Raw genomic sequence first — 22,826 nt, forward strand, 5'->3', positions numbered from 1 at the left:
GCGCACGTGTTGCCCCTGCCACTGCTACGGTGCTGCCATGTTCAGACCCCTGCCTATTTTCATCGGCGCCCGCTACACCCGGGCCAAGCGCCGCAACCATTTCATTTCGTTCATTTCCATGACCTCCATGATCGGCCTGGGGTTGGGCGTGCTGGCCATGATCGTGGTGCTGTCGGTGATGAATGGCTTCCAGCGTGAAATGAGTGCCCGCATCCTGGGCATGGTTCCCCACGCCACCATCGTAGGCGACAAGCCCATGGACGATTGGCGCCCCGTTGCCCAGGCCGCGTTGCGCAACCCGGAGGTGGTTGCCGCCGCGCCTTTTACCGAGCTGGATGGGATGCTGTCCTACAAAGGCGCCATGCAGCCGATACAGCTCAGCGGGATTGACCCTGCTGAGGAAGGCAAGGTTTCCATTGTCGCCAGCCACATCACCCAGGGCAGCCTCCAGGCCTTGGTGCCGGGGGAGTTCGGCGTGGTGATCGGCGATATCACGGCCCGGCGCTTCCGCTTGAGCGTAGGGGACAAACTCACCCTTATCGTGCCGGAGTTAAGCAGCGCCCCTGGTGGGATCACGCCGCGGATGCAGCGGCTTAACGTGGTGGGCATCTTCCGGGTAGGGGCGGAAATCGACGGTTCGCTGGCCATGATCCACATGGCCGATGCCGGCCAGATCCAGAAGTGGGCGCCAGGCCAGGTACAAAGTGTGCGCTTGAAGGTACGGGACCTGTGGGCAGCGCCTGAGGTGGCCAAGCAGGTGGTGGCCGGGCTGGGGCAGGGCTATCGCCCGGATGACTGGACCCACACCCAGGGCAGCCTGTTCAGCGCCATGAAGATGGAAAAAACCATGATCGGCTTGCTACTGCTGATGATCGTAGCGGTGGCGGCCTTCAACATCATTGCCACGCTGGTGATGGTGGTCAATGAGAAAGGCGCAGACATTGCCATTCTAAGGACGTTGGGCGCTACGCCTCGCCAGGTAATGGCCACCTTCATGGTACAGGGTAGCATCATTGGCGTGATCGGCACCTTGGTCGGCAGTGTGCTAGGCGTTGTCGTTGCGCTCAACGTCAGCCAGCTGGTGGGCTGGCTGGAAAAGCTGACCGGCCAGCATATCTTTACGTCGGACGTGTACTTCATCAGCAACCTGCCTTCGCAGTTGCAAGGGCAGGACGTGCTGCTGGTAAGCGGTGCCGGGCTGGTATTGAGCTTCCTCGCTACCCTATACCCGGCATGGCGGGCGTCGCAGATACAGCCGGCCTACGCGTTGCGGTACGAATAACCCAGGCTGTGCGTTACTCGCCTCGAATATATTGCTCCAGCTGTTGAATAAGGCTGGCCTGTTCGTCGATCGCTTCCTTGACCAGGTCGCCGATGGACAACAGGCCTACCAGCCGGCCATCGTCTACCACAGGCAAGTGGCGCAAGTGGCCGTTGGTCATGGTATTCATGCAAGCCTCCACCTTCTCGTTCAAGCCCACAGTGATAACCGGTGCACTCATGATCGCCCTTACAGGCGTGCCGACAGACGAGCGCCCCGCCAGTACCATCTTGCGTGCATAGTCACGCTCGCTGATAACGCCGACGACGATACCGTCCTCCACCACGGGAAGCGCGCCTACGTTTTTTTCTGCCATCTGCTTGAGCGCGTCGAGCACCATCTGGTCAGGGTGAATCGTGAACACGTCCTGATGGGCTTTGAGCTTCATCAATTGCGCAACGGTTTTCATGGCGGGCCTCGGTGAATGGTGGGTAAGGTGCACATCGGTTGAGCAAGCATCGTTCACAGTCAGTAAACCGGCAAGGAACTGGGCTGCATACAGGCCATAGAATTTCCTGATCGATGGGGTGGCCTTGAGGTGCAGAGCAGGTGGGCATGCCGGTAGAATGATGCCCTTCTCGTTTTAAGGTTACCCGTGATGCACCCTGCTGCCGAAGATTCGCCCCTGGGCAAAGCCAGCCAGTACGTTTCCACTTATGCACCCGAGTTGCTGTTTCCCATTCCACGGGCCGCCAAATGGGCGGAGCTTGGCCTTTCCGCGCAGGCACTGCCTTACGTAGGGGTTGACCTGTGGAACTGCTATGAATTGTCCTGGCTGCTGCCGTCTGGCAAGCCTGTGGTGGCTATTGCCGAATTCACCATTCCTTGTGAATCGCCGAATATCATCGAAAGCAAGTCCTTCAAGCTGTACCTGAACTCGCTCAATCAAACGGTCTTTGATACCACTGCGGCGGTACAGGCGTGCCTGGTAAAAGACCTCTCTGCTGCGGCAGGTAAAGCGGTAGGGGTTCGCATTCAGCGGCTGTCAGAGGTGGAAGGGCAGGGTATCAAGGCATTGCCGGGTGTGTGCGTGGATGACCTGGAGATTTTCCCAACCGATTACAGCCAGCCGCGCCCCGAGCTGCTGCGTTGCGACACGGCGCGTGTCGTGGAAGAAAGCCTGCACAGCCACTTGCTCAAGTCCAATTGCCCTGTTACCAGCCAGCCTGACTGGGGCAGCCTGGCCGTCAGTTACACAGGCCCTGCGCTGGACCATGCCAGTTTCCTGGCCTACTTGGTGAGCTTCCGCGAGCACTCGGATTTCCATGAGCAATGCGTGGAGCGTGTGTTCATGGACCTGCAGCGCCTGCTAAAGCCTGAGCGCCTCACGGTGTTCGCACGGTATGTGCGCCGCGGCGGGCTGGACATCAACCCCTACCGCAGCACACATGAGGTGACGTTCGATAACGCGCGCCTGGCCCGGCAGTAACGCCGTATCAGATACCAATGCTGCCAAGGGTCTGCACGATATTGCGCAAGGTGCCAGCCAGGCCTGGGTGCTTCACTTCGAAGCGCTCGGCCGCGTAGTTGACATTGTCCACCAGGCTATCGGCATGGGTGGCGTTTTCAAGCTCGACCCGAGCCTGTAGTTGTTCCATAAGGTCGGTCAGCTCCGCACGCTCTTCGGGCGTGGAAGGTGGGTTACGATCAAGTTCTTCACGCAAGGCATCAAGTTGGGCTTGCAGTTCGAGGGCCGGCATACTGTTCTCCTTTTTAGGTCAGCACAGCATTGACCGCCCAAGGCTGTAAAAAAATCCCTTCCGGTCGCACAAGCGGTGGCGGTGTGGAACGCGTTGCCGTATTCAGTTGCCTATGTAGGCGGCATCAAGCCTTATACTGGCTGCGATTTGACGCGGGCAGGCGCCGCTGGCGTGGCTCTTATTCATGAGGAATTGATTATGCGTTGCAAGGGTGTTGCCCTGTTCAATAGCGTTGCCGGTACGTGCCTTGCGGCTGGGCTGGCATTGGCGCCTGCCCTGAGCCAGGCGGCCGAAGATGATCCGTGGGAAGGCGTAAACCGCGCGATCTTCCGCTTCAACGACACGCTGGATACCTACACGCTGCGGCCGCTGGCCAAGGCGTATGACACCGTGACGCCGCAGTTTCTGGAAGATGGCATCCACAACATGTTCAACAACGTGGGCGATGTCACCAACCTGGTGAACAACGTGCTGCAAGCCAAGCCCGCAGCCGCTGGCAAGGACACGGCGCGCCTGATCTTCAACACTACCTTCGGGGTGCTGGGGTTCTTTGACGTGGGCTCGCGCATGGGCCTGCAGCGCAGCGACGAAGACTTTGGTCAAACCCTGGGCTACTGGGGTGTTTCAAGCGGCCCCTACGTGATGCTGCCGTTCTTCGGCCCAAGCACCGTGCGGGACACCTTTGGCAAGTATCCGGATTCCTGGACCAGCCCTTACCGTTACATTGATCACGTCCCTACCCGCAACACCATTCTGGGGGCCGATATCATTGATACCCGCGCCAGCTTGCTGCCAGCGGAAAAGCTGATCAACGGGGACAAGTACCTGTTCCTGCGCAATGCGTATTTGCAGAATCGCGAGTTCAAGGTCAAGGATGGGGAAGTCGAAGACGACTTCTGATCACTGGCGGCAAGGCGCCTTGCCAGGCGCCCTGCTGCAGTGCGGGGATCAGGGGCGAATAACGCTCAGGCCCAGTATACGGTAGCCGTCCGGCAGTTCTTCAACGCGTACCACCTCGGTCATTGCGTTGTAGTCTGCCAATTCCTGAGAGTGCGAGGGCAGGTGCACTTCAACTTTTTCGCCCAATGCCCAATCGCATTTGGCCCGCAATTGAATACCGTTGCCGGAAAGGTCATGGCATGTGGCCTGAATCCGCTGACCTCGTGCCGTGGCCGTTACCTCGGCATCGACTGTCATCCGGATGAAATCCCGTTTTTCGCTGTACTGCTGGTCCAGCTGGCCCATGTTCTCTTCCTTTGATGGGGGACTAAAAACTTTCACGGTTTTATAACGCTACGTCAATTAGGGTGTAAAGGGGCCTTGCGACCATCGGTGCCCGCTTGAAACGCCAAGCGGATGGGAGTACCGTCTGCGCCTTAGAGGGCACCTCCACCATTGACAGCCAAAGTCTCCGATAATGCGCACCCTGATGGAGGGGCTAGCAAAGAAACCAGCGATGCCGTTCTGCCCCGGCCGAGCCTTCCTGATGCCAACCCATTTCTGGCGCCGTTTGCCCACATGCAAAACTCCAGTGCAACGCTGCTCATAATCGACGATGACGACGTAGTGCGGGCCAGCCTGGCCGCCTACCTGGAAGACAGCGGTTTCCACGTGCTGCAAGCCAGTAATGGCCTGCGGGGCCTTGAGGTATTCGAGCAGACTCCACCAGACCTGGTGATCTGCGACCTGCGCATGCCTCAGTTGGGTGGCCTGGACATTATCCGGAAAATGGCCGAGCGCGATACGGGCATTCCGGTCATCGTGGTGTCGGGGGCGGGCGTGATGAGCGATGCGGTCGAGGCCCTTCGCCTGGGCGCTGCAGACTACCTGATCAAGCCCTTGGAAGACCTCGCCGTGCTGGAGCACTCTGTGCATCGCGCCCTGGACCGCTCGCGGTTGATGCGCGAAAACCAGCGCTATCGTGAAAAGCTGGAAACGGCTAACCGCGAGCTGGAGGCCAGCCTGCATTTGTTGCAGGAAGACCAGAATGCCGGCCGGCAGGTACAGATGAACATGCTGCCGGTGAGCCCTTGGGTTACCGGTAACTACCGCTTCGAACACCAGATCATTCCGTCGTTGTACCTGTCCGGGGACTTCGTGGATTGTTTTCGTGTGGACGAGCACCGGGTAGCGTTCTACCTGGCAGACGTTTCAGGCCATGGTGCCTCGTCGGCTTTTGTGACGGTGCTCTTGAAATTCATGACCACGCGCCTGATGTTCGAGTCCAGACGCAATGGCTTGATGCCCGACTTTACGCCGTCGGATGTGCTTTCCCATATCAACCGTGGCCTGATCAACTGCAAATTGGGCAAGCATGTGACCATGGTAGGCGGCGTGATTGACGAAGACACAGGCCGCCTGACCTACAGCATTGGAGGGCACCTGCCTTTGCCAGTGTTCTTCACCGGCGAACAGGCGCATTATCTTGAAGGGCGCGGCCTGCCCGTAGGCTTGTTCGATGAGGCCAGTTACACCAACCATGTGATGGCGTTGCCAGAGCGTTTCAGCCTCACGTTGTTCTCTGATGGCATTCTCGACCTGTTGCCAGGTGACACCCTCAGGGATAAAGAAGCGGCCTTGCCGAAAATCGTCAAGGCGGCGGGCGGGAGTCTGGATGGCTTGCGTCGCACGTTCGGATTGGCCACCCTTGGCGAGATGCCGGACGACATCGCCATGATGGTGCTAAGCAGGAACCTTGAATGAGTACCGGTAGAATCCAGTTCGCCGAGCAGAACGGCACGTTTGTCCTCAAGTTTGTGGGGGAGGTACGGCTTACCCTGTGTTCCGCGCTGGATGCCACAATTGAGCGGATTTTCTCTGCGCTGGACTTTTCGGCCATCGTTATCGACCTGACTGAAACGCGCAGCATCGACAGCACCACATTAGGGCTGCTGGCCAAGCTTTCCATTTTGTCTCGGCAAAAGGTGGGCTTGCTGCCTACGGTGGTGACCACGCACGAAGACATCACACGCTTGCTGTCTTCGATGGGGTTCGATCAGGTATTCAATATCGTGGACCGGCCTATTCCCTGCCCAGAGTGCCTGACAGACTTACCGTCTCAGGATCAGTCCGAAGACATCGTGCGCTCCAAGGTACTGGAGGCTCACAAGATCCTGATGGGCTTGAACGATTCCAACCGCGAAGCGTTCCATGACTTGGTGAATGCGCTCGAACGCAGCTGAAGCCTTTGTGGGGTTAGCTGCACCCTAAAGCGCCGATGAGCGACGCCCGAGCGGGCGTCGCTGGTAACGCTGTCAGGCCTTGTATTCCTTGATGATCTTTTCCAGTTTTTCCTGGTCGCGCGCGAACTGGCGGATACCTTCGGCCAATTTCTCGGTGGCCATGGCATCTTCGTTGGACAGCCAGCGGAACTGGGCTTCGTCCAAGGAGAGTTTGGCTTCGCCGCCAGTGCCGGGCTGAAGCTTGCGCTCCAGGCTGCCTTCGTCTTGCAGCAGCTTGTCGAGCAGGTCTGGGCTGATGGTCAAGCGGTCGCAACCGGCGAGCTGTTCGATCTGGCTCGTATTACGGAAGCTGGCACCCATTACTACGGTGTTGTAGCCATTGGCCTTGTAGTAATTGTAGATGCGGGTAACCGACTGAACACCTGGGTCTTCTGCGCCGGTGTAATCAGTGTTGTTGGCCTTTTTGTACCAGTCGTAGATCCGGCCCACGAACGGCGAGATCAGGAACACCCCTGCATCGGCGCACGCAGCGGCCTGGGCAAAGGAGAACAGCAGGGTAAGGTTGCACTGGATGCCGGCCTTTTCAAGTTGCTCGGCAGCGCGGATACCTTCCCACGTGGACGCCAGCTTGATGAGCACGCGGTCCTTGCTCACACCTGCCTTTTCGTACAGCTCGATCAGGTGGTTGGCCTTGCTGAGCATGGCCTGAGTGTCGAAGGACAGGCGCGCATCCACTTCGGTGGAAATACGGCCGTCGATGAATTTGAGGATTTCCCCACCCACTGCCACCGACAGCGCATCGGCAGCAACGCCCACGTCGCCATTGGATTCGCTGATGGTCTTCTTCAGCACCTCAGCGTAGCCCGGCAGGCTGGCAGCCTTGAGCAGCAGGGACGGGTTGGTGGTCGCATCCTGCGGCTTGAGGCGCTTGATGGCGTCCAGGTCGCCGGTATCAGCCACAATGGTGGTGAATTGTTTCAGTTGTTCCAGCTTGGAAGTCATGAGCGTTCTCTGTCCTGTAGGGTTGACGACATTAACTCAGCAGCGCGGGCGGCTCAACGGCCTGGGGCGCTGGAGGAATACGACGTTCGAGTGCATCACGTTCTGGGGGTTCCGGGCTACCGACCGTCTAGCAAGTGTGCGGCCTGGTCCAGCAACCCGAGCGGGTCATTCGTTTTATGGATGTCCACGGACAATAGCTGGCGGAACCGCCGAGCCCCGTGGAAACCCTGGGCCAGGCCCAGCATGTGTCGGGTAACATGGTGCATGGCGCCGCCTGAGGCAAGGTGGGCGGCGATATAGGGCCGCATGCGTGCCAGGGCTTCGCTGCGGCTGATAACGGCCTCAGTACTGCCGAACAGGCGTTGGTCCACTTCTGCCAGCAGGTAAGGGTTATGGTACGCCTCTCTGCCCAGCATCACCCCATCAAATGTAGCCAAGTGCGTACTGCAGTCTTCCAGCGTCTTGATGCCCCCGTTGAGCACAATCTCCAGCATTGGGAAATCCTGCTTCAACTGAGCGACCACGTCGTAGCGCAGCGGAGGGATGTCACGGTTCTCCTTTGGTGACAGGCCCTCCAGGATGGCAATGCGGGCATGCACGGTAAAGCTGGTGCAGCCGGTTGCCGCCACCTGGCCCACGAAGTCACACAGCTGCGCATAGCTGTCCCGGCCATTGATACCGATTCGGTGCTTGACCGTCACCGGAATGTCTACAGCGTCTTGCATGGCCTTGATGGACTCGGCAACCAGGGCCGGGTGTGCCATCAGGCATGCGCCAATCATGTTGTTCTGCACCCGGTCGCTGGGGCAGCCCACATTGAGGTTCACCTCGTTGTAACCGGCCGCCTCGGCCAGTTTTGCGCAGGCCGCCAGGTCCAGAGGCACGCTGCCACCCAATTGGAGTGCCAAAGGGTATTCCGCGGCATCGTGCTGAAGAAAGCGGGCGGCATCTCCATGAAGCAGCGCACCGGTGGTCACCATTTCGGTGTACAGCAATGCGCATTTGGACAGCTGGCGAAGGAAGAACCGGCAATGGCGGTCTGTCCAATCCATCATGGGTGCCACGCTGAAGCGGCGGGACAGGGCAGGCCTTGCGTTCTCTAGGGTTGAAGCGGTTTTCACGGTCATTTGAAATGTCTGGTAATGGCTTGTTTGTACCAGTTATCGGTGGCTTTTGAGGGCTGACTGGTACGCTGTACCAGTGTCGGGCGCTCAGGTACCAGTGGACGTATGGCAACAGTCAGAAAAAGGAAGCGCAGCGACGGCTCGTATGGGTATACGGCGCAAATTCGGCTGTTTCGTGATGGGGGCAAGTTTATCAGGAAAGTTAAACTGTCGTTTAGCAAGTGGCAGCTGATCTTACCCAGCACCACTGGACAAGGGTTTAAGCATTCATCCGAGCCTCCACGGCCAGCAGGCTGATATGCTCCAGTGAGCTATTTCGCTGCTTTTTCAACCACAAAGCTGTGACGCATGAGGGCCGAGCTGCTCAGCGGCCCTGTTAACGCGGATATGATCGGCCAAAACCAGCGCTTCATCTTTGTAGGTCTGTGAATACCGGATGCTGATTTGCTTCATCATCTTTGTCTGGCTTGCCATGGCTCCCCTCGCTGCAGCGTATTGCTTAACGGGATGCCCACTTGGACTCGGCAAGATCACGGCGGGTCACGGTAGGGCTGACGTTCATGCCGGCAGGCTTTGCCCTTACGACCGTATTCAGGGCCAAAACCACACTGCATGATTATGTCCGCTTTGCCACCAGTAGATAAATTTTATGCCTGATTGCTAACGGATAGTCGTCCTAAATTCTATTCGGTTTTTTTGGTTGGCTTCGGGCAATGCGTGTCTACGATATCTAGCCTTTCATTAAGAACCTTTGGAACCAAAATGATATTTCTTGCCACTCAGTTCACTGCTATTCATTCACGAGAATCGGGATTATGTTTAACAATGCGCTTAACTCATTAAGAAGTACTTTTGGCGTAGAGCGTCCGATTGAAACAAACGAATCAAATTTTGCGCCAAATGCAGCCCGAAAAGACTATTTAGGGTCTAGGGATGATTTGGGTTCGGCAGGGATTTCAGGCAGTAAGATAAATGCTGAAAGTGGTCGCTCATACGTTACGCAAGATCAACCATCCCTCCAGCTACTTGAAAATCTCCAAGTTCTACCTAAATATGATCGGCATGGAAAATTCATTTTGGGTAGTGGCAACAACTCAGTCGGTATTTCTCTCGCTCGCGATCGCCAAGTATCAGATGATCATCCGCAGGCATATGTGGCTATGAAAACTCTGGTCAGTCATGAACAAGCTGAACGCGAATTCGCCACCCATCAGGCGTTAGGTAACGACTTGCGCTTCGTCCGAGGGCTTGACGTGTCACACGTAGCTCAAGATGGACGCTCCTATATATTCATGGAGCGTATGAGCGGGGGCGATGCTAAGGCACATTTGGAAAGCATTTTTTCCAATCGAAAGCTAAGTGCTGCTGAAAAAAATAGTAAAATTCTTGAGGCAGTTCACGGTTACCTAGATTGCTTAAAAGCACTTCACGATAAAGACTTCAAGCATGGTGATATCGATATAGGTAATTTTTTTCACGACTCTAGCGGCAATCGTACCTCGATAGGGGACTTTGGAAGTACGAGGCCTGCTACTCTGGCACAAAAAAAGGATGAAGCCGTAGAGCTGGGCATGATGTTGAATCGAGAGGTAAAATCGCGAGCAAAACATGCTGGCGTCGATACAAGAGGTTTGGATAACGTTATTGGCGTACTTTACGGAAATCATCCGGATTCACGTGTAAAACAAGATCCTATCGGAATGCTATTGAAAAATTGGCAACAGATTCAATCGTGACGTTTTTCTTGAAGGTAAGTATAGGTATTTACGCTCATAGTGAGCATTCCAAGCCTGGGCGGCCCTACCTAGGCGGCCCCACCTGTTTTCAACGTAGCATCACCGAATGTCAGAACTTTCCTTATAAAATCTAGGTGCAAAGCAATGCCCAGGCCCTGCATCTGCAAGTTAGGGGGCGCTGGTGGCTAAAGCCCAACGGGCTGGGCATGATCTGTTGAGCCGGACCTGCAAAGTGTGGACAGCCTGACCCTGGTCGGCGTGGGTAACCTGATGCAGGAGGTTTTTTCATCAGGAGGGGCGAGGTAGGGCCTACCGACCCCGACCACCTGAACGGCAACCCCTCACCGGTGCACGACACCCGGCAATACGCACAGCATCTCGTACAGCAGGTTTGCCCCAAGTAACGAGGTATTGCCCGTGGTGTCATAGGGCGGCGAGACCTCCACAACATCGCACCCTACCAGTTGCAGGCCTTGGCAGCCGCGGATGATTTCCAGGCCTTGAATGGTCGTCAGTCCACCTACTTCAGGCGTTCCGGTGCCGGGCGCCCAGGCGGGGTCGATGCCGTCGATGTCAAAGGACAGGTACACAGGGCCACCACCGACTTTCTCGCGCACCTCTTCCATCAAGGGTGTCAGGGACTTGTGCCAGCACTCTTCAGCTTGCACCACGCGGAAGCCTTGCCGGCGACACCAGTTGAAATCGTCGGCCGTATACCCTTGGGCGCGAAGGCCAATCTGAACGACGCGATCACAGTCGAGCAAACCTTCTTCCACGGCGCGGCGGAAGGTTGTGCCATGGGCAATCTTTTCGCCGAACATATGGTCATTCACGTCGGCATGGGCATCAATGTGCACCAAGCCAACTTTGCCATGCTTTTTATGGATCGCGCGCAGAATCGGTAACGTGATGGTGTGGTCGCCGCCCAGCGTCAACGGAATTACCGGGTGCTGAAGGATATCATCGTACGCCTCTTCAATGATCCGCACGGCGTCCAGCAAGTTGAACGTATTAATGGCTACATCGCCGATGTCTGCTACGTTCATGGAGTCGAAAGGGGCCGCGCCTGTCGCCATATTGTAAGGCCGTATCATCACCGACTCGGCGCGGATTTCTCGTGGGCCGAAACGTGTGCCTGAACGTAGCGAGGTGCCAATATCTAGCGGTATCCCTACGAAGGCTGCGTCCAGCCCCTCCGCAGTCCCCACATGAGGCAAGCGCAACATGGTGGCAATACCACCGAAGCGTGGCATTTCATTACCACCCAAAGGCTGGTGCAGTGTTTTGCTCATAGGGGCCTCTCTACATTGGTGATACGTGTGATACGGGACATAGGCAGGCAATAGCTTCTTGCGCCACTTATCGGCTTTTCATGCATGCATGTTTGGCACATGAATTGGTGGGCAACTTCTAGACTCAATCATAAGAACCCTCGGCGCGGGGAGTAAATACACCCTATGGAAAGCCAAGTTTCTGAAATGGAAAGGTGTGCCGTGTTTGACGCACGCCACTGGAGGCGTTGTCAGTAACCCAAGTCCCCATCGACACGATTGACCGGAAGCTCACCCGCTTGCAGCCTGTCGATATTGTCCAGAATCTGTTGGGCAATCACCTTAAAGGAAGCGCTAGATGCCACATGAGGCGTCACAATCACCCCATCGGTTTGCCATAAGGGGTGCCCCAGTGGTAAAGGCTCCACACTAAATACATCCAGCAACGCGCCCCGAATGGAACGGGCCTCTAGCGCTTGCAGCAAATCATCCTCACGCAGGTGAGCGCCTCGCCCACAATTGATGACAGCGGCACCGGGCGCTAACTGGGAAAAGGTATCAGCGCAGAGAATGCCTCGCGTCTCCTCGGTCAGAGGCAACAGGCAGATGAGGATATCGACGCCGCTTAAAAAATCGCCTGATTGGGTGCTATCGAACGTTTTAACGCCTTCCAGCGTGTGCGTGCCCCGCGCCCAGCCGCGCACGTTGAAACCCAGGCGGGCCAGCCCGGAAGCGCAAGCCTTGCCCAACGTACCAAGGCCCATCACGCCTACCGTGGTCTCATAAGCGGCGCGTTGGGCGGGCCGCTGCCACGTGCCGGTGCGCTGGTTTTGAAGCATGGAATCAAAGTGGCGGTGGTAATGGAGCACGCCCCATAGCACATACTCGAACATCCCCTGGCAGTGCCCAGGGTCCACAATGCGGCAGATCAGCACGTTTTTATCGCGGCTAACTTCGCTAATGATGTTATCGGCGCCTGCGCCTACGGAATGTATAAGCCGCAGGTTGGGGAGGGCGCCCAGGCTGCCGGGGGGTGGGGCCCAACAGATGGCGATGTCTGCCTCAGCGGCCTGAGGCTCGTCGGGTCTACAGAAGCTGAGTGCTGGCCGCAGGGCCGCCATGGCGCTATGAACCCGTTCTACGTCCTTTCCGGGGCCGACCAACACTACCTGGGTCATGAGCAATAGGCCTCTCGCTGCGCATCGATCAAGGTGAGGGCAGCCTCCCAGCCGAGCTGGATCAGCCCCAGCTCGTCGTCCTGGTCGAACTGCCTGGCGGTAAACTCGCACGTCTCGGCGTCAGGGATAATCAGCTCACCACCTCCGGAGAGCGCTTGAACCTGCGCCTGACACGCCCGCTCCAGCATGAAAATTGTCTGGAAAGCGTGGGCGACGCTGGCCCCGGCCGCAAGCAAGCCATGGTTACAGAGGATCATCGCACTATGGCTGCCGAGGTCCTTGACCAGTTGATCGCGTTCGGCAGTGCGTACAGCGATCCCTTCGTAGCGGTGATAGCCCAACCGGTTATAGAACTTCAGGGCGTGCTGGCTGATAGGCAGCAGCCCTTGTGCCTGCGCAGACACGGCGATGCCGGCGGCCGTATGGGTATGGATCACGCAGTGCAGGTCAGCTCGCGCTTGATGCACAGCCGAGTGAATGACAAAGCCTGCCTGGTTTACCCGGTGATCAGGGAACGCCCAGTCCACAACGTTGCCGTGGACGTCGATCTTGACCAGGTCGCTTGCCTTCATATGCTCAAAGAGCACCCCGTATCGATTGATCAGAAAGTGGCCTGAGCCATCTTGCAGCCGAAGCGAGATGTGCGTATCGATCAAGTCGGTCATCCGAAAGTGCGCAAGCAAGCGATACAGTGCGGCAAGTTCACAGCGTGCGGACCACTCTGAATCATCAATGCTGGTGTGAACGCGGGCGCTCATGGTGAATTCCTGACAGGCTTTTTAGCGTAAGTTGAAAGGCTCTGGCAGTATTATTGTAAGTGTCGAGGGCATGTTCCATTTGCCATTTTGAATAGTGAATATAAGCAGCTAGAATAATCAACAAGTTACACGCGCTTACGAGTTTTAAACGTGAATAAAAATCGCCTTATTGCGGTGCAGAATCGGGAAAATGCACTGCACTTGTGCATCGCGCGGGCAGGTGCAGTTCAAGAGAGGTCCTTCGGTCATAGCCCGATGGGTTACTATTTGAAACGTCTTCTTACCAAAAGAAACGTCCTCCATGAGTAAAAGTCTCGGGCTACCCAAACCGTTATCACGCGCTTCCGGTGATCGTGTCGATTGGAACCTGCTCCGGACCTTTCACGCCATTGCCCAGGAGTTGAGCATCAGCCGAGCGGCTGCGCGGTTGAACCTGTCACAACCTGCCGTCAGCCAAGCGCTGAAACGATTGGAAGAACAACTGGGCACCGCACTTATCGAGCGCAAAGGGCCTCGCTTTCAGCTGACGGCTGCGGGTATCGAAGCTCAACGTCTGGCTAATGATGTTAAAAGTCATTTTTTACAGCTGGATGCGGCACTCGAGGCCACGTCCGAACAGGTCGTAGGTAACGTTCGGCTGCTGTCCATAAACGGCGTGAGCTGTGAAGCCTATGACAGGGCGCTGGCACGCTTGCACCGGGAATGCCCCGGCCTTGCACTTGAGATTACGGTGCTGCCCAACGATGAGATTCTCAGCGCATTGGAGCAGCGCTCGCAGCCGTTCGGTTTAGCTATCAGCCGAGCGGACTATCCCTGGTTAGCGCAACAGCGTATGACCCGCGAGCACTACCGCTTCTACTGTGGGCCTGAGCATCCATTATTCGGTCAGCCCGGCATTACAGTGGACAGGCTTGCCCAGGAGCCTGTGATCTCGTTCACCAGCGACTTGCTCGGCGGTACCTTGAACTCCTTGGCTGAATTTCGCCATCGGCATGGCTGGAACGGTCCGGTCATCGGTTGCTCGGCCAATAGCCAGGAGGTACTGCGTCTAGTGCTGGCCGGGTTTGGGATCGGCTGCCTGCCGCACCCCGTGTATGAGCAGGCTCAACACCTGTTATGGCCATTGCCGCCCGAGGAGGTTGGCACGGTAGACATCAGCCTGATGTGGAACAAAGAACAGCGCTTGACCCGCGTAGAAGCCCGGTTTCTTCAGGCGCTTCAGGAGGCCTGCCAGCAAGCACAGGGCTGAGCCAGCAGGGGCTGACGGGGTCATTGCCCCGCTATATGCATGTGCACTCCTTGAGCCACCTCTTTTTCCATTAATTCAAGAAAGACGTCCAGCAAGGGATTGCTTCGGCCACACTGGCGGTACAGCAATTTGAACGGCGTGGTGACCCGGAACCGGCTGGGTTTGAGGGACCGCATCTGGCCGCGATCCACGTAGCTTTTTGCCCAATGCGTGGGTAGGTGGCCCAGGTAACGGCCGGTGAGTACCAGCATCGCTACGGCCTCAACCTGGGTCGCGACCGCACTCATGTTTCGAGGGCCCATGGGCCTGAATTTGTCTTGATGGTTAGCGTACACGTGTTCGATGTACTCGGCGGTGGCGAGCTTCTCGTCATCGATCTCACTGTCTTGCAGGCAGAAGAAAGGGTGGTCGCTGGAACAGTAGAGTTCCACGGCTTCCCTGTAGACGGGCATGGCATCGAAGTCGGTTTTTTCGGTATAGACCGGAACAATGCCCGCTGCGAATTGGCCCTTGAGAATACCTTGCTCGATTTCTTCCAGAGGCGCGACGCTTAGTCTGATCCGAGCTTTAGGGGCGCGTTCGCGCCAAGCGCGTAAGACCGGAACAATCGGTGAATTAGGATCCGAGCACGTATTATCGATCACCGCGATAGTCAGGTCTCCCAGCAACTCCCCACGAACATTGCCAACTTGCCCCCGAAACGTATCCAGTGCGGAGAACAAGTCCAGGCTGGCTTGATAGATCACCTTGCCTTGCTCGGTAAGGCCAAACTTTTCGCGGCCGCGCGTACATAAACGCATCCCTAGCCGGATCTCAAGGTCCGAGATCTGTTTGCTAATGGCCGCCAGCCCAATGTTCAATTCTGCCTGAGCTGGGGTAAATCCGCCTGACTCGACGACCGCTTTGAAAACCTTGAACAATTTCAAATCCATAGCGGTTGCCATGGAAAGTGCAGCTTCACTGGCCTTCTCGGGTAGATTTCCAGATTTAGAAAGTTGACTTTCCATTTAATACATTTACCTATTTTGGTCGGCTTCCTACTATCCCCTCAGACTAGGCCGTACCGCTACGGCTTTATTCTCACACTCCTTTGTAACACGTGCTGCTTCGGCTTACGGCTGAGTACGGAGGGGTAAAGCAATGTCTATGCCAGTTGAGAAATAACGATGTCCGATAACACCGACCGTTTATGGGGTGCCCGTTTCAAAAGCGGCCCAGCCGAAGCCATGGCCAACCTGTCACGCTCTCCAATCGCCTACTTTCGCCTGACCCCCTATGACGTGGCGGGCTCGAAAGCACATGCCAATGGGCTGCACCGGGTAGGCCTTCTGAACGCGGAGGAGGCCGGCAAGATCATTGCCGCACTGCAGGGTATCGATGAGGATTTTGTGGCAAACCGTATCGAGCCGGTGGCGGCCGATGAAGACGTGCATACGTTTATCGAGCGATTGCTGACCGAACGCCTTGGCGCCTTGGGCGGCAAGCTCCGCGCAGGGCGTTCTCGTAATGATCAATCTGCCAATGACATGCGGTTGTTTCTGCGTGACCAGGCGCGGGTGCTCGTCGTAGCGCTGTTAGAGCTGCAACACGCGCTCGTCGCCCAGGCAGAGCAACATACCCATACCATCGCGCCGGGCTTCACCCACCTGCAGCAAGCTCAGCCCATTGTCTTCGCCCACCACTTGATGGCCCATGCCCAAGCCATGCACCGGGACATTCAACGCCTGCAGGATTTCGACAGGCGCTTCAACCTGTCGCCCTTGGGCGCGGCCGCCATGGCCGGTTCGGCAATCATCAAGGACCTGCACAGCAGTGCTGCAGAAATGGGGTACGCCGGCCCTTGTGAGAACTCCATCGACGCGGTAGCCAGCCGTGACCATGTGGCCGAATTCCTGTTCATCGTCAGCATGCTGGGGGTAAACGTTTCGCGCTTGGCCGAAGAGTTCTGCCTGTGGACCTCACGTCAGTTCAATTGGGTGTCGCTGGACGACGGGTATGCCACGGGCAGCTCGATCATGCCGCAAAAGAAAAACCCGGATATTGCCGAACTCGCGCGTGGGAAGTCGGGCCGCCTGATCGGCACGCTCACGGGCATCCTGTCGGTACTCAAAGCCCAGCCGCTGTCCTATAACCGGGACTTGAGCGAAGACAAGCACGCGGTGATCGACAGCCTGGACACGATTCACTTGGTGCTGCCAGCGTTTGCCGGCATGGTCAACACCATGACCGTGCGCAAGGAGGAATTGCTTCGCCAGGCGCCCATGGGGTTCACCTTGGCCACTGAGGTGGCGGACTGGCTTTCCGTTCGCGGCACCCCGTTCAAAGAAGCCCATGAGATCACCGGCAAGCTCGTGCAGGCCTGCGAAGAGGCAAGGATTGGCCTGGAGGAGGCAACGCCAGCCTTCCTGGCGAACGTTGATGCACGCCTGACCGAAGACGTTCGCCATGCACTGACCCTTGAGGCCGCGCTGGCCATTCGCAGCGGATGGAACGGCACGGCCCCGGCCCAGGTGACCGCGCAGATCGAACGCTTCAAGGCTCAACTGAGCGCCCAGCGGCAATGGGCACTGGACTACACCGGCCCGCGTGGCTGACAGGCTTGAGGATTGCCCATGACACAGACCCATGTAAACAGCGGCCCCCCCGTACCGGTACAGAGCGCTCAGTATGACCTGTCAACTTACAAGGTAGTGCCCCGGCGCTACTACGGCAGGTATGTGTCGGCGGGGCTAATTGTGCTGCTGTTGGTCGGCCTGGCCCAGGCGTTTGCCAAAGGCAACATCGAATGGTCGTTCGTTTCTCAGTTTCTGACCGCCCGCTCCATCATGTTTGGGTTGTTGAACACCATATTGATGGCAGTACTGGCCATGGGGCTTGGGGTCTTCCTGGGCGTCGTGGTCGCTATCATGCGGATGTCGCAAAACCCTGTGCTGCGCTACACAGCCGGTGGCTACGTCTGGCTGTTCCGAGGCACGCCGTTGATCCTGCAGCTGCTCTTATGGTTCAACCTGGCGCTCATTTTCCCCACGTTGAGCTTTCCGGGGCTGTTTGAATTCAAGACAGTCGAGGTCATTACCCCCTTCGTTGCAGCCCTGCTGGGCCTGGGCATTAACCAGGGTGCCTACACGTCGGAAGTGGTCCGCGCGGGGTTGCTGTCCGTTGACAGCGGGCAATACGAAGCTGCCAAGTCCATCGGCATGCCTCGGCTACAAGCACTGCGGCGGATCATCCTTCCTCAGGCCATGCGCATCATCATCCCGCCGGTGAGCAATGAATTCATCGGCATGGTGAAGATGACCAGCCTGGCGAGCGTCATTCAGTATGCAGAGCTTCTCCACAACGCTCAGAACATCTATTACGCCAATGCGCGCGTCATGGAGCTACTGATCGTCGCCGGTATCTGGTACCTCGCCGTGGTGTCGGTACTGACCATCGGCCAGAGCCGCCTGGAACGTCGATTCGGCCGCGGTGCTGGCAAGCGCAACTGAGCGCAGAAGGGGAGTGTGGGCTATGCGAAACATCGTCAAAGCGGTCAACGTCAACAAATACTTCGGCGACTTTCATGCGCTCAAGGATGTAAACCTGGACATCCCCCACGGTGAGGTGGTGTGCATCATCGGCCCCTCCGGCTCGGGAAAGAGCACGCTGCTGCGGTGCATCAACCAGCTGGAAAAAGTTGACAAGGGTGGGCTCTGGGTCAGCGATGAAATTGTAGGCTACCGTTCTGTGGACCAAAAGCTGGTGGAGCTTAGCGATGCCCAAATCGCTCGGCAACGCCTGGCCACGGGCATGGTGTTCCAGCGCTTCAACCTGTTTGCCCACATGACGGTGCTGGAAAACATCATCGAGGGCCCCACCCAGGTACTGCGCCGGCCTGTAAAGGAGTGTCGCGAACAGGCGATGGAGCTGCTGGAAAGGGTAGGGCTGAAGCACAAGGCCGACAGCTACCCCATCGAGCTGTCGGGTGGCCAGCAGCAGCGGGTCGCGATTGCCCGGGCGCTGGCCATGCGGCCCAAATTGATGCTCTTCGATGAGCCCACCTCTGCACTGGACCCTGAATTGGTCGGTGAAGTGTTGTCGGTGATGCGGCAACTGGCGGCCAGCGGCATGACCATGGTCGTGGTCACGCACGAGCTGGGCTTTGCCCGTGAGGTAGCCAGCCGTGTTGTGTTCATGGACGCTGGCCAGATCATCGAAACCGGCTCTCCCGAGCAGGTGCTAATGAACCCGCGCAACCCGCGCACACAAGCGTTTATTGCCGCTGTACTCAGCTGAACCCTGCCCCCATTAACCATGGATGTACGTCGATGAAAATGCGTCTGGCCATAACAGGAGCACTGGCCCTGCTCGGTACCGTAACGGCTTGGGCTGCCGACGCTGGCTTACCCCAGGCCATCAAGGACAAAGGCTTCTTGAATGCTGGGATCATGCCCAACTACCCACCCATGGACTTCAAGGACCCAGCTACCAACCAACTGACCGGCGTTGACTACGATCTGGGCATGGAAATAGGCAAGCGCCTGGGCATCACCGTCAAATGGCAGGAAACCGCCTTTGAGCAAATGGTCAGCAGCCTCGTCACCCAGCGGCTCGACATTGTGCTCTCGGGCATGACGGATACTGCGGAGCGGCAAAAGACGGTGGATTTCGTCGACTACTTCAGGACCGGCCCGCAGTTTTATGTGATGGAAAGCAACAAATCCATCGTTTCTGTCAGCGACCTGTGTGGCAAGAAAGTGGGCACCAGCCGGCGCACCACGTTCCCAGCGGAAATCGCCAAATGGAGCGCTGCCAACTGCGAAGCCAAAGGCCTGCCTGCGATCCAGGTCACGGGCACCGATGGCTCCGCCGATGCCAGAGCGCAATTGCGTCAGGCCCGCCTGGACGCGGCTGTTCAAGGCAGTGAAACGTTGCCCTACATCCAGTCCCAAGAGCCCGGCGCCTATCGGGTGATCGGTGAGCCCCTGACCACCCAGCTGACAGGCTTGGGCGTTTCCAAAAACAACCCAGGCTTGAGCGCTGCCATTGTCGACGCACTTAACGCCATGATCGCCGACGGCACCTATGCGCAGATTCTGAAGAAATGGGACCTGGAGCGAGGCGCTGTAGACAAGGCCGTGATGAACTCGGGTACCTGACCCCTCATCCAGGGACGGCGATCGCTGTCCCTCTCCTTTGCGTTGGAGCGCCCCATGTATACCCCTGCGGATTTGCGCTGGCCGTGCAAGGCCCGTGCGTGCGTTGCCATGGCGTTTGATCTGGATGGCCCCACCGGCGCCGCCATGCTCGATGGCTCCATCTGGCATAAGCCTGAGTACTTTACCTTCGGAGGCTATGGGCCTTATCGAGCACTGCCCAGGCTGCTGGACATGCTCAAGGCCCACCGCACGCCGGCCACGTTTTTCATCCCGGCATGGGTGGTAGAGAACTGGCCCAAGCAATGCCAGGCCATTGTGGAGCAGGGCCATGAAGTGGCGTACCACGGCTACAAGCACGAGTCCTTCTTTGCCCTGAGCCTCGCTGAACAACGTGAGGTAATGGAGAAAAGCGCTGAGGTGTTCCAGCGTTACCTGGGTCGCACCGCTGTTGGGTTTCGTACGCCGTCGGGTGATTGGCATGCACAGTCACCCCGATTGCTGATGGAGTGCGGAGTATCTTACTCAAGCAGCATGCGTGGCGACGATCGCCCGTACTTTATCGAGACCGGTGAGCCAGGCCGCCGTCTGGTAGAAATTCCCGGGCGCTGGGAGCTGGATGACTATGCCTCCCTGGCCTACACCCGCGCGCCCAATTACCCCGCAGGCCTTGACCGTATCGCCAGCTATGACCAGACCCTGGACAACTGGCGGCGGGAGTTCGATGGCACCTACAGAGAGGGGCTTTGCATGACCACTTTGTTCCACCCCAAGGTCTGCGGCAAGCCGGGCCGAATCGGGTTGCTGGAAGCGCTCCTGGAGCATATGCATAGCCACGCCGACGTCTGGTTTGCCACCTGCCAGGACGTTGCAGGTTTCTGGGCGCAGGAGCATGCCCATGGCTGATCAGGGCACGCTCTGGCCGCAACCCTACCGTTGCGCAGCCGTTGTCACCGTGGACTACAACGATATCCACGGGATTCTTACCCAAGCCCCTACCATGGCCGGGCGCGATAAAAGCCTTTCCGTGTGGCGCTACGGGACCACACGCGGTGTTCAGCGGCTGCTGGCGATCTTTACCGAGCATGGTATTCGGGCCGATTGGTGCATCCCCGGTATCGTTGCCGAGGAAAACCCGGATGTGGTCAAGGCTATTGCCGACGCGGGCCATCCCATTGCGTGTGCCGGCTACCGCCATGAAGACTTTTCAGCGCTGACCCGGGCTGAGCAGAAAGCCTCGATCCTTCGAGGCTGTGACGTACTGGAGCAACTGACGGGGCGCCGCCCTCAAGGCTTTCGAGTACCTGCCGGCAGCTATGCGCCTGGGCTGGCTGATGACCTTCGCGAAGCAGGCCTGTGCTGGTCTTCGTCCTGGGCGGGCGACGACCTGCCTTATCTGCATCCAGCAGGCGCGGTAGCCGGCAAACTCGTTGAGTTGCCGCTGCATGTGGAGTTGGAAGACGCGCCGTACTTCGCCTTTAACCTGGCGCCTGCCGTGCCCGCCAGCCAGGCCCGCATTGCCGGTTATGAGAAGGTATTGAGTAACTGGCAACGGGACTTCCACGGTTTCCAGCGCTATGGCCTCTGTTACCTGATGCGCTTGCACCCTGAGATTTTGGGCACGCTGGGCCGTAGTGGCCTGCTTGACCAATGGTTGGGTTGGCTGAAGGCGCAAGAAGGCGTCTGGTTTGCTACAGCTGGGGAAGTGGCTCAGTGGTGGGCAGCCCACAATGACGAAATCCCTGGCGATCACCCTGCCGCCATCTTTCACCGTCACCTTCCCGAGGGCGCGCAATGACGTATCTGCAGCAGCTGGGCACCTTCGTCAGTGAAACGCCTTTCTCGGCAATACCTCAGCCTGTAGTCGCCAAAGCACGTCGTCACTTGCTCGATACCCTGGGCGCGGCGCTGGCCGGTGCCGACTCGCCGTTGACCCAGCAATGCCTGCGCGCCGTGCAAGTAAGCGAGGGGTGGGGCCAGGCCCAGGTATGGGGCGGTAATAGCGTGCTGACGGCCCGAGGCACTGCCTTGGTCAATGGCGTTGCCGCTCACGCGTTGGAGTTGGACGATGCCGGCGGTTGTGACCATTCCGGTGCGGTGGTTATTCCAGCCATGTTGGCCGTGATCCCCCAATGCGCCCAGGTTCCGAACGGGGAGGACCTACTGGGCGCCATGGTGCTGGGCTATGACATTGCCCGGCGCGTGTTGGAGGCCTGCGGTGGCTACTCACCGCACAACGAAGCGGGCTGGCACTCAACCGGTACCTGCGGCGTATTTGGCGCGGCTGCCGGCTGTGCACGGCTATTGCGCTTAAACGCCAAGGAGACGGCCAATGCCCTGGGGTTGGCGGCAAGCATGAGCGGTGGGCTGTGGTCCTTCATTCACGACGGTGCCGACAGCAAGAAGCTTCATGCCGGCCGGCCCGCAGAGGGTGGGCTGTTGGCTGCACTGCTCGCTCAACAAGGCATGAGCGGGCCGATGGAGGTCTTCGAAGACCGCTGGGGCGGTTTCCTGCGAACCTATGCACCCGCCAGCCAAGTACCCCAGGCGCTCACTGCCGAGCTTGGTAGTACTTGGAAACTTGCCCGGTGCTCCATCAAACCCTATGCCGCCTGCCGCGGTACCCATTCTGCCATTGATGCCTTAGGCGAGCTGATGGAAGAGAGGGACCTTCAACGCGGTGACATCGCACAGATCACGGTGCGTGCAAGCGAATTTTTGGTTGGCATGTGCGGCGGGTTGGACACTCAAACCTTGGCCGCGGCCCAAATGAGCCTGCCTTACGCCCTTGCGGTCCGGTGCCTACGGGGAAACGCTGACCTTTCCAGCTATGAACTTGAGGTGCGCAACGATCCCCAGGTGCACCGGTTGATGAAGGCCATCCACATGGAGGTTGAGCCCACACTGGCCGCGCTTGATGAGCCCTATGTGGAAGTGCTCACCCATGACGGCCGAACAGCCAGCCGCCAAGTGAAGACCCCACTAGGAGGGCCGCTCAACCCGCTTAGCGACGACGCATTGTTGGACAAATTTCGCGCCTTGGCCCTCCGTTCACTGCCCGCCCCTCAGGTGGAGGCGTTGGTGGAGGTGTGCCTGAACATGGGGGAGCACACCGATGTGGCGCACCTGCTGGCATTGCTGCGGCGTGATGGGTGGCCTGCTTAACCTGC

General features: G+C 58.0%; 23 protein-coding genes. 14 read left to right on the forward strand and 9 right to left on the reverse strand.

The window, feature by feature from the left end; genetic code table 11:
- Positions 1-37: 37 nt before the first annotated feature.
- Positions 38-1,282: a lipoprotein-releasing ABC transporter permease subunit gene (locus tag HBH25_RS12530; RefSeq protein ID WP_168084245.1), complete on the forward strand. Its 1,245-nt coding sequence runs from the start codon at positions 38-40 to the stop codon at positions 1,280-1,282.
- A gap of 13 nt (positions 1,283-1,295) precedes the next feature.
- Here the strand turns inward: HBH25_RS12530 and HBH25_RS12535 are convergent, their stop codons facing one another.
- Positions 1,296-1,730 carry a CBS domain-containing protein gene (locus HBH25_RS12535; RefSeq protein WP_168084246.1) on the reverse strand — a complete coding sequence of 145 codons (435 nt, stop codon included), beginning with the start codon at positions 1,728-1,730 and terminating at the stop codon, positions 1,296-1,298.
- A gap of 189 nt (positions 1,731-1,919) precedes the next feature.
- On the opposite strand from HBH25_RS12535, the gene queF reads away from it, so the two are divergent.
- Complete coding sequence (gene queF / locus HBH25_RS12540; RefSeq protein WP_168084247.1) at positions 1,920-2,750, forward strand: NADPH-dependent 7-cyano-7-deazaguanine reductase QueF; 831 nt, start codon at positions 1,920-1,922, stop codon at positions 2,748-2,750.
- 7 nt (positions 2,751-2,757) lie between these two features.
- Here queF and HBH25_RS12545 read toward each other — a convergent pair whose 3' ends face one another.
- Entirely contained in the window at positions 2,758-3,021 is a 264-nt protein-coding gene (locus HBH25_RS12545; protein WP_168084248.1) for a DUF4404 family protein, read from the reverse strand.
- A 198-nt stretch (positions 3,022-3,219) separates the two neighbouring features.
- Between HBH25_RS12545 and HBH25_RS12550 the strand changes: the two genes are divergently transcribed.
- Positions 3,220-3,921 carry an MlaA family lipoprotein gene (locus HBH25_RS12550; RefSeq protein ID WP_168084249.1) on the forward strand — a complete coding sequence of 234 codons (702 nt, stop codon included), beginning with the start codon at positions 3,220-3,222 and terminating at the stop codon, positions 3,919-3,921.
- 48 nt (positions 3,922-3,969) lie between these two features.
- Here HBH25_RS12550 and HBH25_RS12555 read toward each other — a convergent pair whose 3' ends face one another.
- Positions 3,970-4,266 carry a PilZ domain-containing protein gene (locus HBH25_RS12555; RefSeq protein ID WP_168084250.1) on the reverse strand — a complete coding sequence of 99 codons (297 nt, stop codon included), beginning with the start codon at positions 4,264-4,266 and terminating at the stop codon, positions 3,970-3,972.
- 273 nt (positions 4,267-4,539) lie between these two features.
- On the opposite strand from HBH25_RS12555, the gene rssB reads away from it, so the two are divergent.
- Entirely contained in the window at positions 4,540-5,724 is a 1,185-nt protein-coding gene (rssB, locus tag HBH25_RS12560) for a two-component system response regulator RssB (protein WP_168084251.1), read from the forward strand.
- The gene (gene rssC / locus HBH25_RS12565; protein ID WP_168084252.1) at positions 5,721-6,203 is read left to right on the forward strand and encodes an anti-sigma factor antagonist RssC; all 483 of its coding nucleotides are present in this window, start codon (positions 5,721-5,723) and stop codon (positions 6,201-6,203) included. The genes rssB and rssC overlap by 4 nt, the downstream gene beginning before the upstream one ends.
- A 72-nt stretch (positions 6,204-6,275) precedes the next feature.
- Here the strand turns inward: rssC and tal are convergent, their stop codons facing one another.
- Entirely contained in the window at positions 6,276-7,205 is a 930-nt protein-coding gene (gene tal / locus HBH25_RS12570) for a transaldolase (RefSeq protein WP_168084253.1), read from the reverse strand.
- Positions 7,206-7,321: 116 nt separating this feature from the next.
- Complete coding sequence (gene dusA, locus HBH25_RS12575) at positions 7,322-8,332, reverse strand: tRNA dihydrouridine(20/20a) synthase DusA (RefSeq protein ID WP_168084254.1); 1,011 nt, start codon at positions 8,330-8,332, stop codon at positions 7,322-7,324.
- An 812-nt stretch (positions 8,333-9,144) separates the two neighbouring features.
- Between dusA and HBH25_RS12580 the strand changes: the two genes are divergently transcribed.
- The gene (locus HBH25_RS12580) at positions 9,145-10,065 is read left to right on the forward strand and encodes a protein kinase domain-containing protein (protein ID WP_168084255.1); all 921 of its coding nucleotides are present in this window, start codon (positions 9,145-9,147) and stop codon (positions 10,063-10,065) included.
- A gap of 341 nt (positions 10,066-10,406) precedes the next feature.
- Here the strand turns inward: HBH25_RS12580 and speB are convergent, their stop codons facing one another.
- From speB to HBH25_RS12595, 3 genes are all read right to left on the reverse strand, one after another.
- On the reverse strand, positions 10,407-11,357 hold the full coding sequence (speB, locus tag HBH25_RS12585; RefSeq protein ID WP_168084256.1) for an agmatinase: 951 nt from the start codon (positions 11,355-11,357) through the stop codon (positions 10,407-10,409).
- Positions 11,358-11,587: 230 nt separating this feature from the next.
- Positions 11,588-12,514: a 2-hydroxyacid dehydrogenase gene (locus tag HBH25_RS12590; protein ID WP_168084257.1), complete on the reverse strand. Its 927-nt coding sequence runs from the start codon at positions 12,512-12,514 to the stop codon at positions 11,588-11,590.
- The gene (locus HBH25_RS12595) at positions 12,511-13,272 is read right to left on the reverse strand and encodes a class II aldolase/adducin family protein (protein ID WP_168084258.1); all 762 of its coding nucleotides are present in this window, start codon (positions 13,270-13,272) and stop codon (positions 12,511-12,513) included. The genes HBH25_RS12590 and HBH25_RS12595 overlap by 4 nt, the downstream gene beginning before the upstream one ends.
- A 301-nt stretch (positions 13,273-13,573) precedes the next feature.
- Between HBH25_RS12595 and HBH25_RS12600 the strand changes: the two genes are divergently transcribed.
- Positions 13,574-14,521, forward strand: a complete 948-nt coding sequence (locus HBH25_RS12600; protein ID WP_168084259.1) for a LysR family transcriptional regulator — start codon at positions 13,574-13,576, stop codon at positions 14,519-14,521.
- Positions 14,522-14,541: 20 nt separating this feature from the next.
- Here HBH25_RS12600 and HBH25_RS12605 read toward each other — a convergent pair whose 3' ends face one another.
- Positions 14,542-15,528, reverse strand: coding sequence for a LysR family transcriptional regulator (locus HBH25_RS12605; protein ID WP_229631923.1), 987 nt, complete (start codon positions 15,526-15,528; stop codon positions 14,542-14,544).
- A 159-nt stretch (positions 15,529-15,687) separates the two neighbouring features.
- On the opposite strand from HBH25_RS12605, the gene argH reads away from it, so the two are divergent.
- Genes argH through HBH25_RS12640 form a run of 7 tightly spaced genes read left to right on the forward strand, consistent with a single transcriptional unit; the run spans position 15,688 to position 22,821 of the window.
- The gene (gene argH, locus HBH25_RS12610; RefSeq protein WP_168084260.1) at positions 15,688-17,115 is read left to right on the forward strand and encodes an argininosuccinate lyase; all 1,428 of its coding nucleotides are present in this window, start codon (positions 15,688-15,690) and stop codon (positions 17,113-17,115) included.
- Between the two features lie 18 nt (positions 17,116-17,133).
- A complete protein-coding gene (locus HBH25_RS12615; protein WP_168084261.1) occupies positions 17,134-18,009 on the forward strand; it encodes an amino acid ABC transporter permease in 876 nt (291 codons plus the stop codon).
- Positions 18,010-18,031: 22 nt separating this feature from the next.
- Positions 18,032-18,796 (forward strand): amino acid ABC transporter ATP-binding protein, encoded by a 765-nt coding sequence (locus HBH25_RS12620; RefSeq protein WP_168084262.1) that lies wholly within the window; start codon positions 18,032-18,034, stop codon positions 18,794-18,796.
- 38 nt (positions 18,797-18,834) lie between these two features.
- The gene (locus tag HBH25_RS12625; protein ID WP_420708488.1) at positions 18,835-19,659 is read left to right on the forward strand and encodes an ABC transporter substrate-binding protein; all 825 of its coding nucleotides are present in this window, start codon (positions 18,835-18,837) and stop codon (positions 19,657-19,659) included.
- Positions 19,660-19,713: 54 nt separating this feature from the next.
- A complete protein-coding gene (locus HBH25_RS12630; protein WP_168084264.1) occupies positions 19,714-20,562 on the forward strand; it encodes a polysaccharide deacetylase family protein in 849 nt (282 codons plus the stop codon).
- Complete coding sequence (locus HBH25_RS12635; RefSeq protein WP_168084265.1) at positions 20,555-21,454, forward strand: polysaccharide deacetylase family protein; 900 nt, start codon at positions 20,555-20,557, stop codon at positions 21,452-21,454. Before HBH25_RS12630 ends, HBH25_RS12635 begins: the two co-directional genes overlap by 8 nt.
- The gene (locus HBH25_RS12640) at positions 21,451-22,821 is read left to right on the forward strand and encodes an MmgE/PrpD family protein (protein WP_168084266.1); all 1,371 of its coding nucleotides are present in this window, start codon (positions 21,451-21,453) and stop codon (positions 22,819-22,821) included. Before HBH25_RS12635 ends, HBH25_RS12640 begins: the two co-directional genes overlap by 4 nt.
- Positions 22,822-22,826 lie beyond the last annotated feature (5 nt).

This window comes from Pseudomonas quercus (assembly GCF_012033695.1).
Classification (GTDB): Bacteria; Pseudomonadota; Gammaproteobacteria; order Pseudomonadales; family Pseudomonadaceae; genus Aquipseudomonas; species Aquipseudomonas quercus.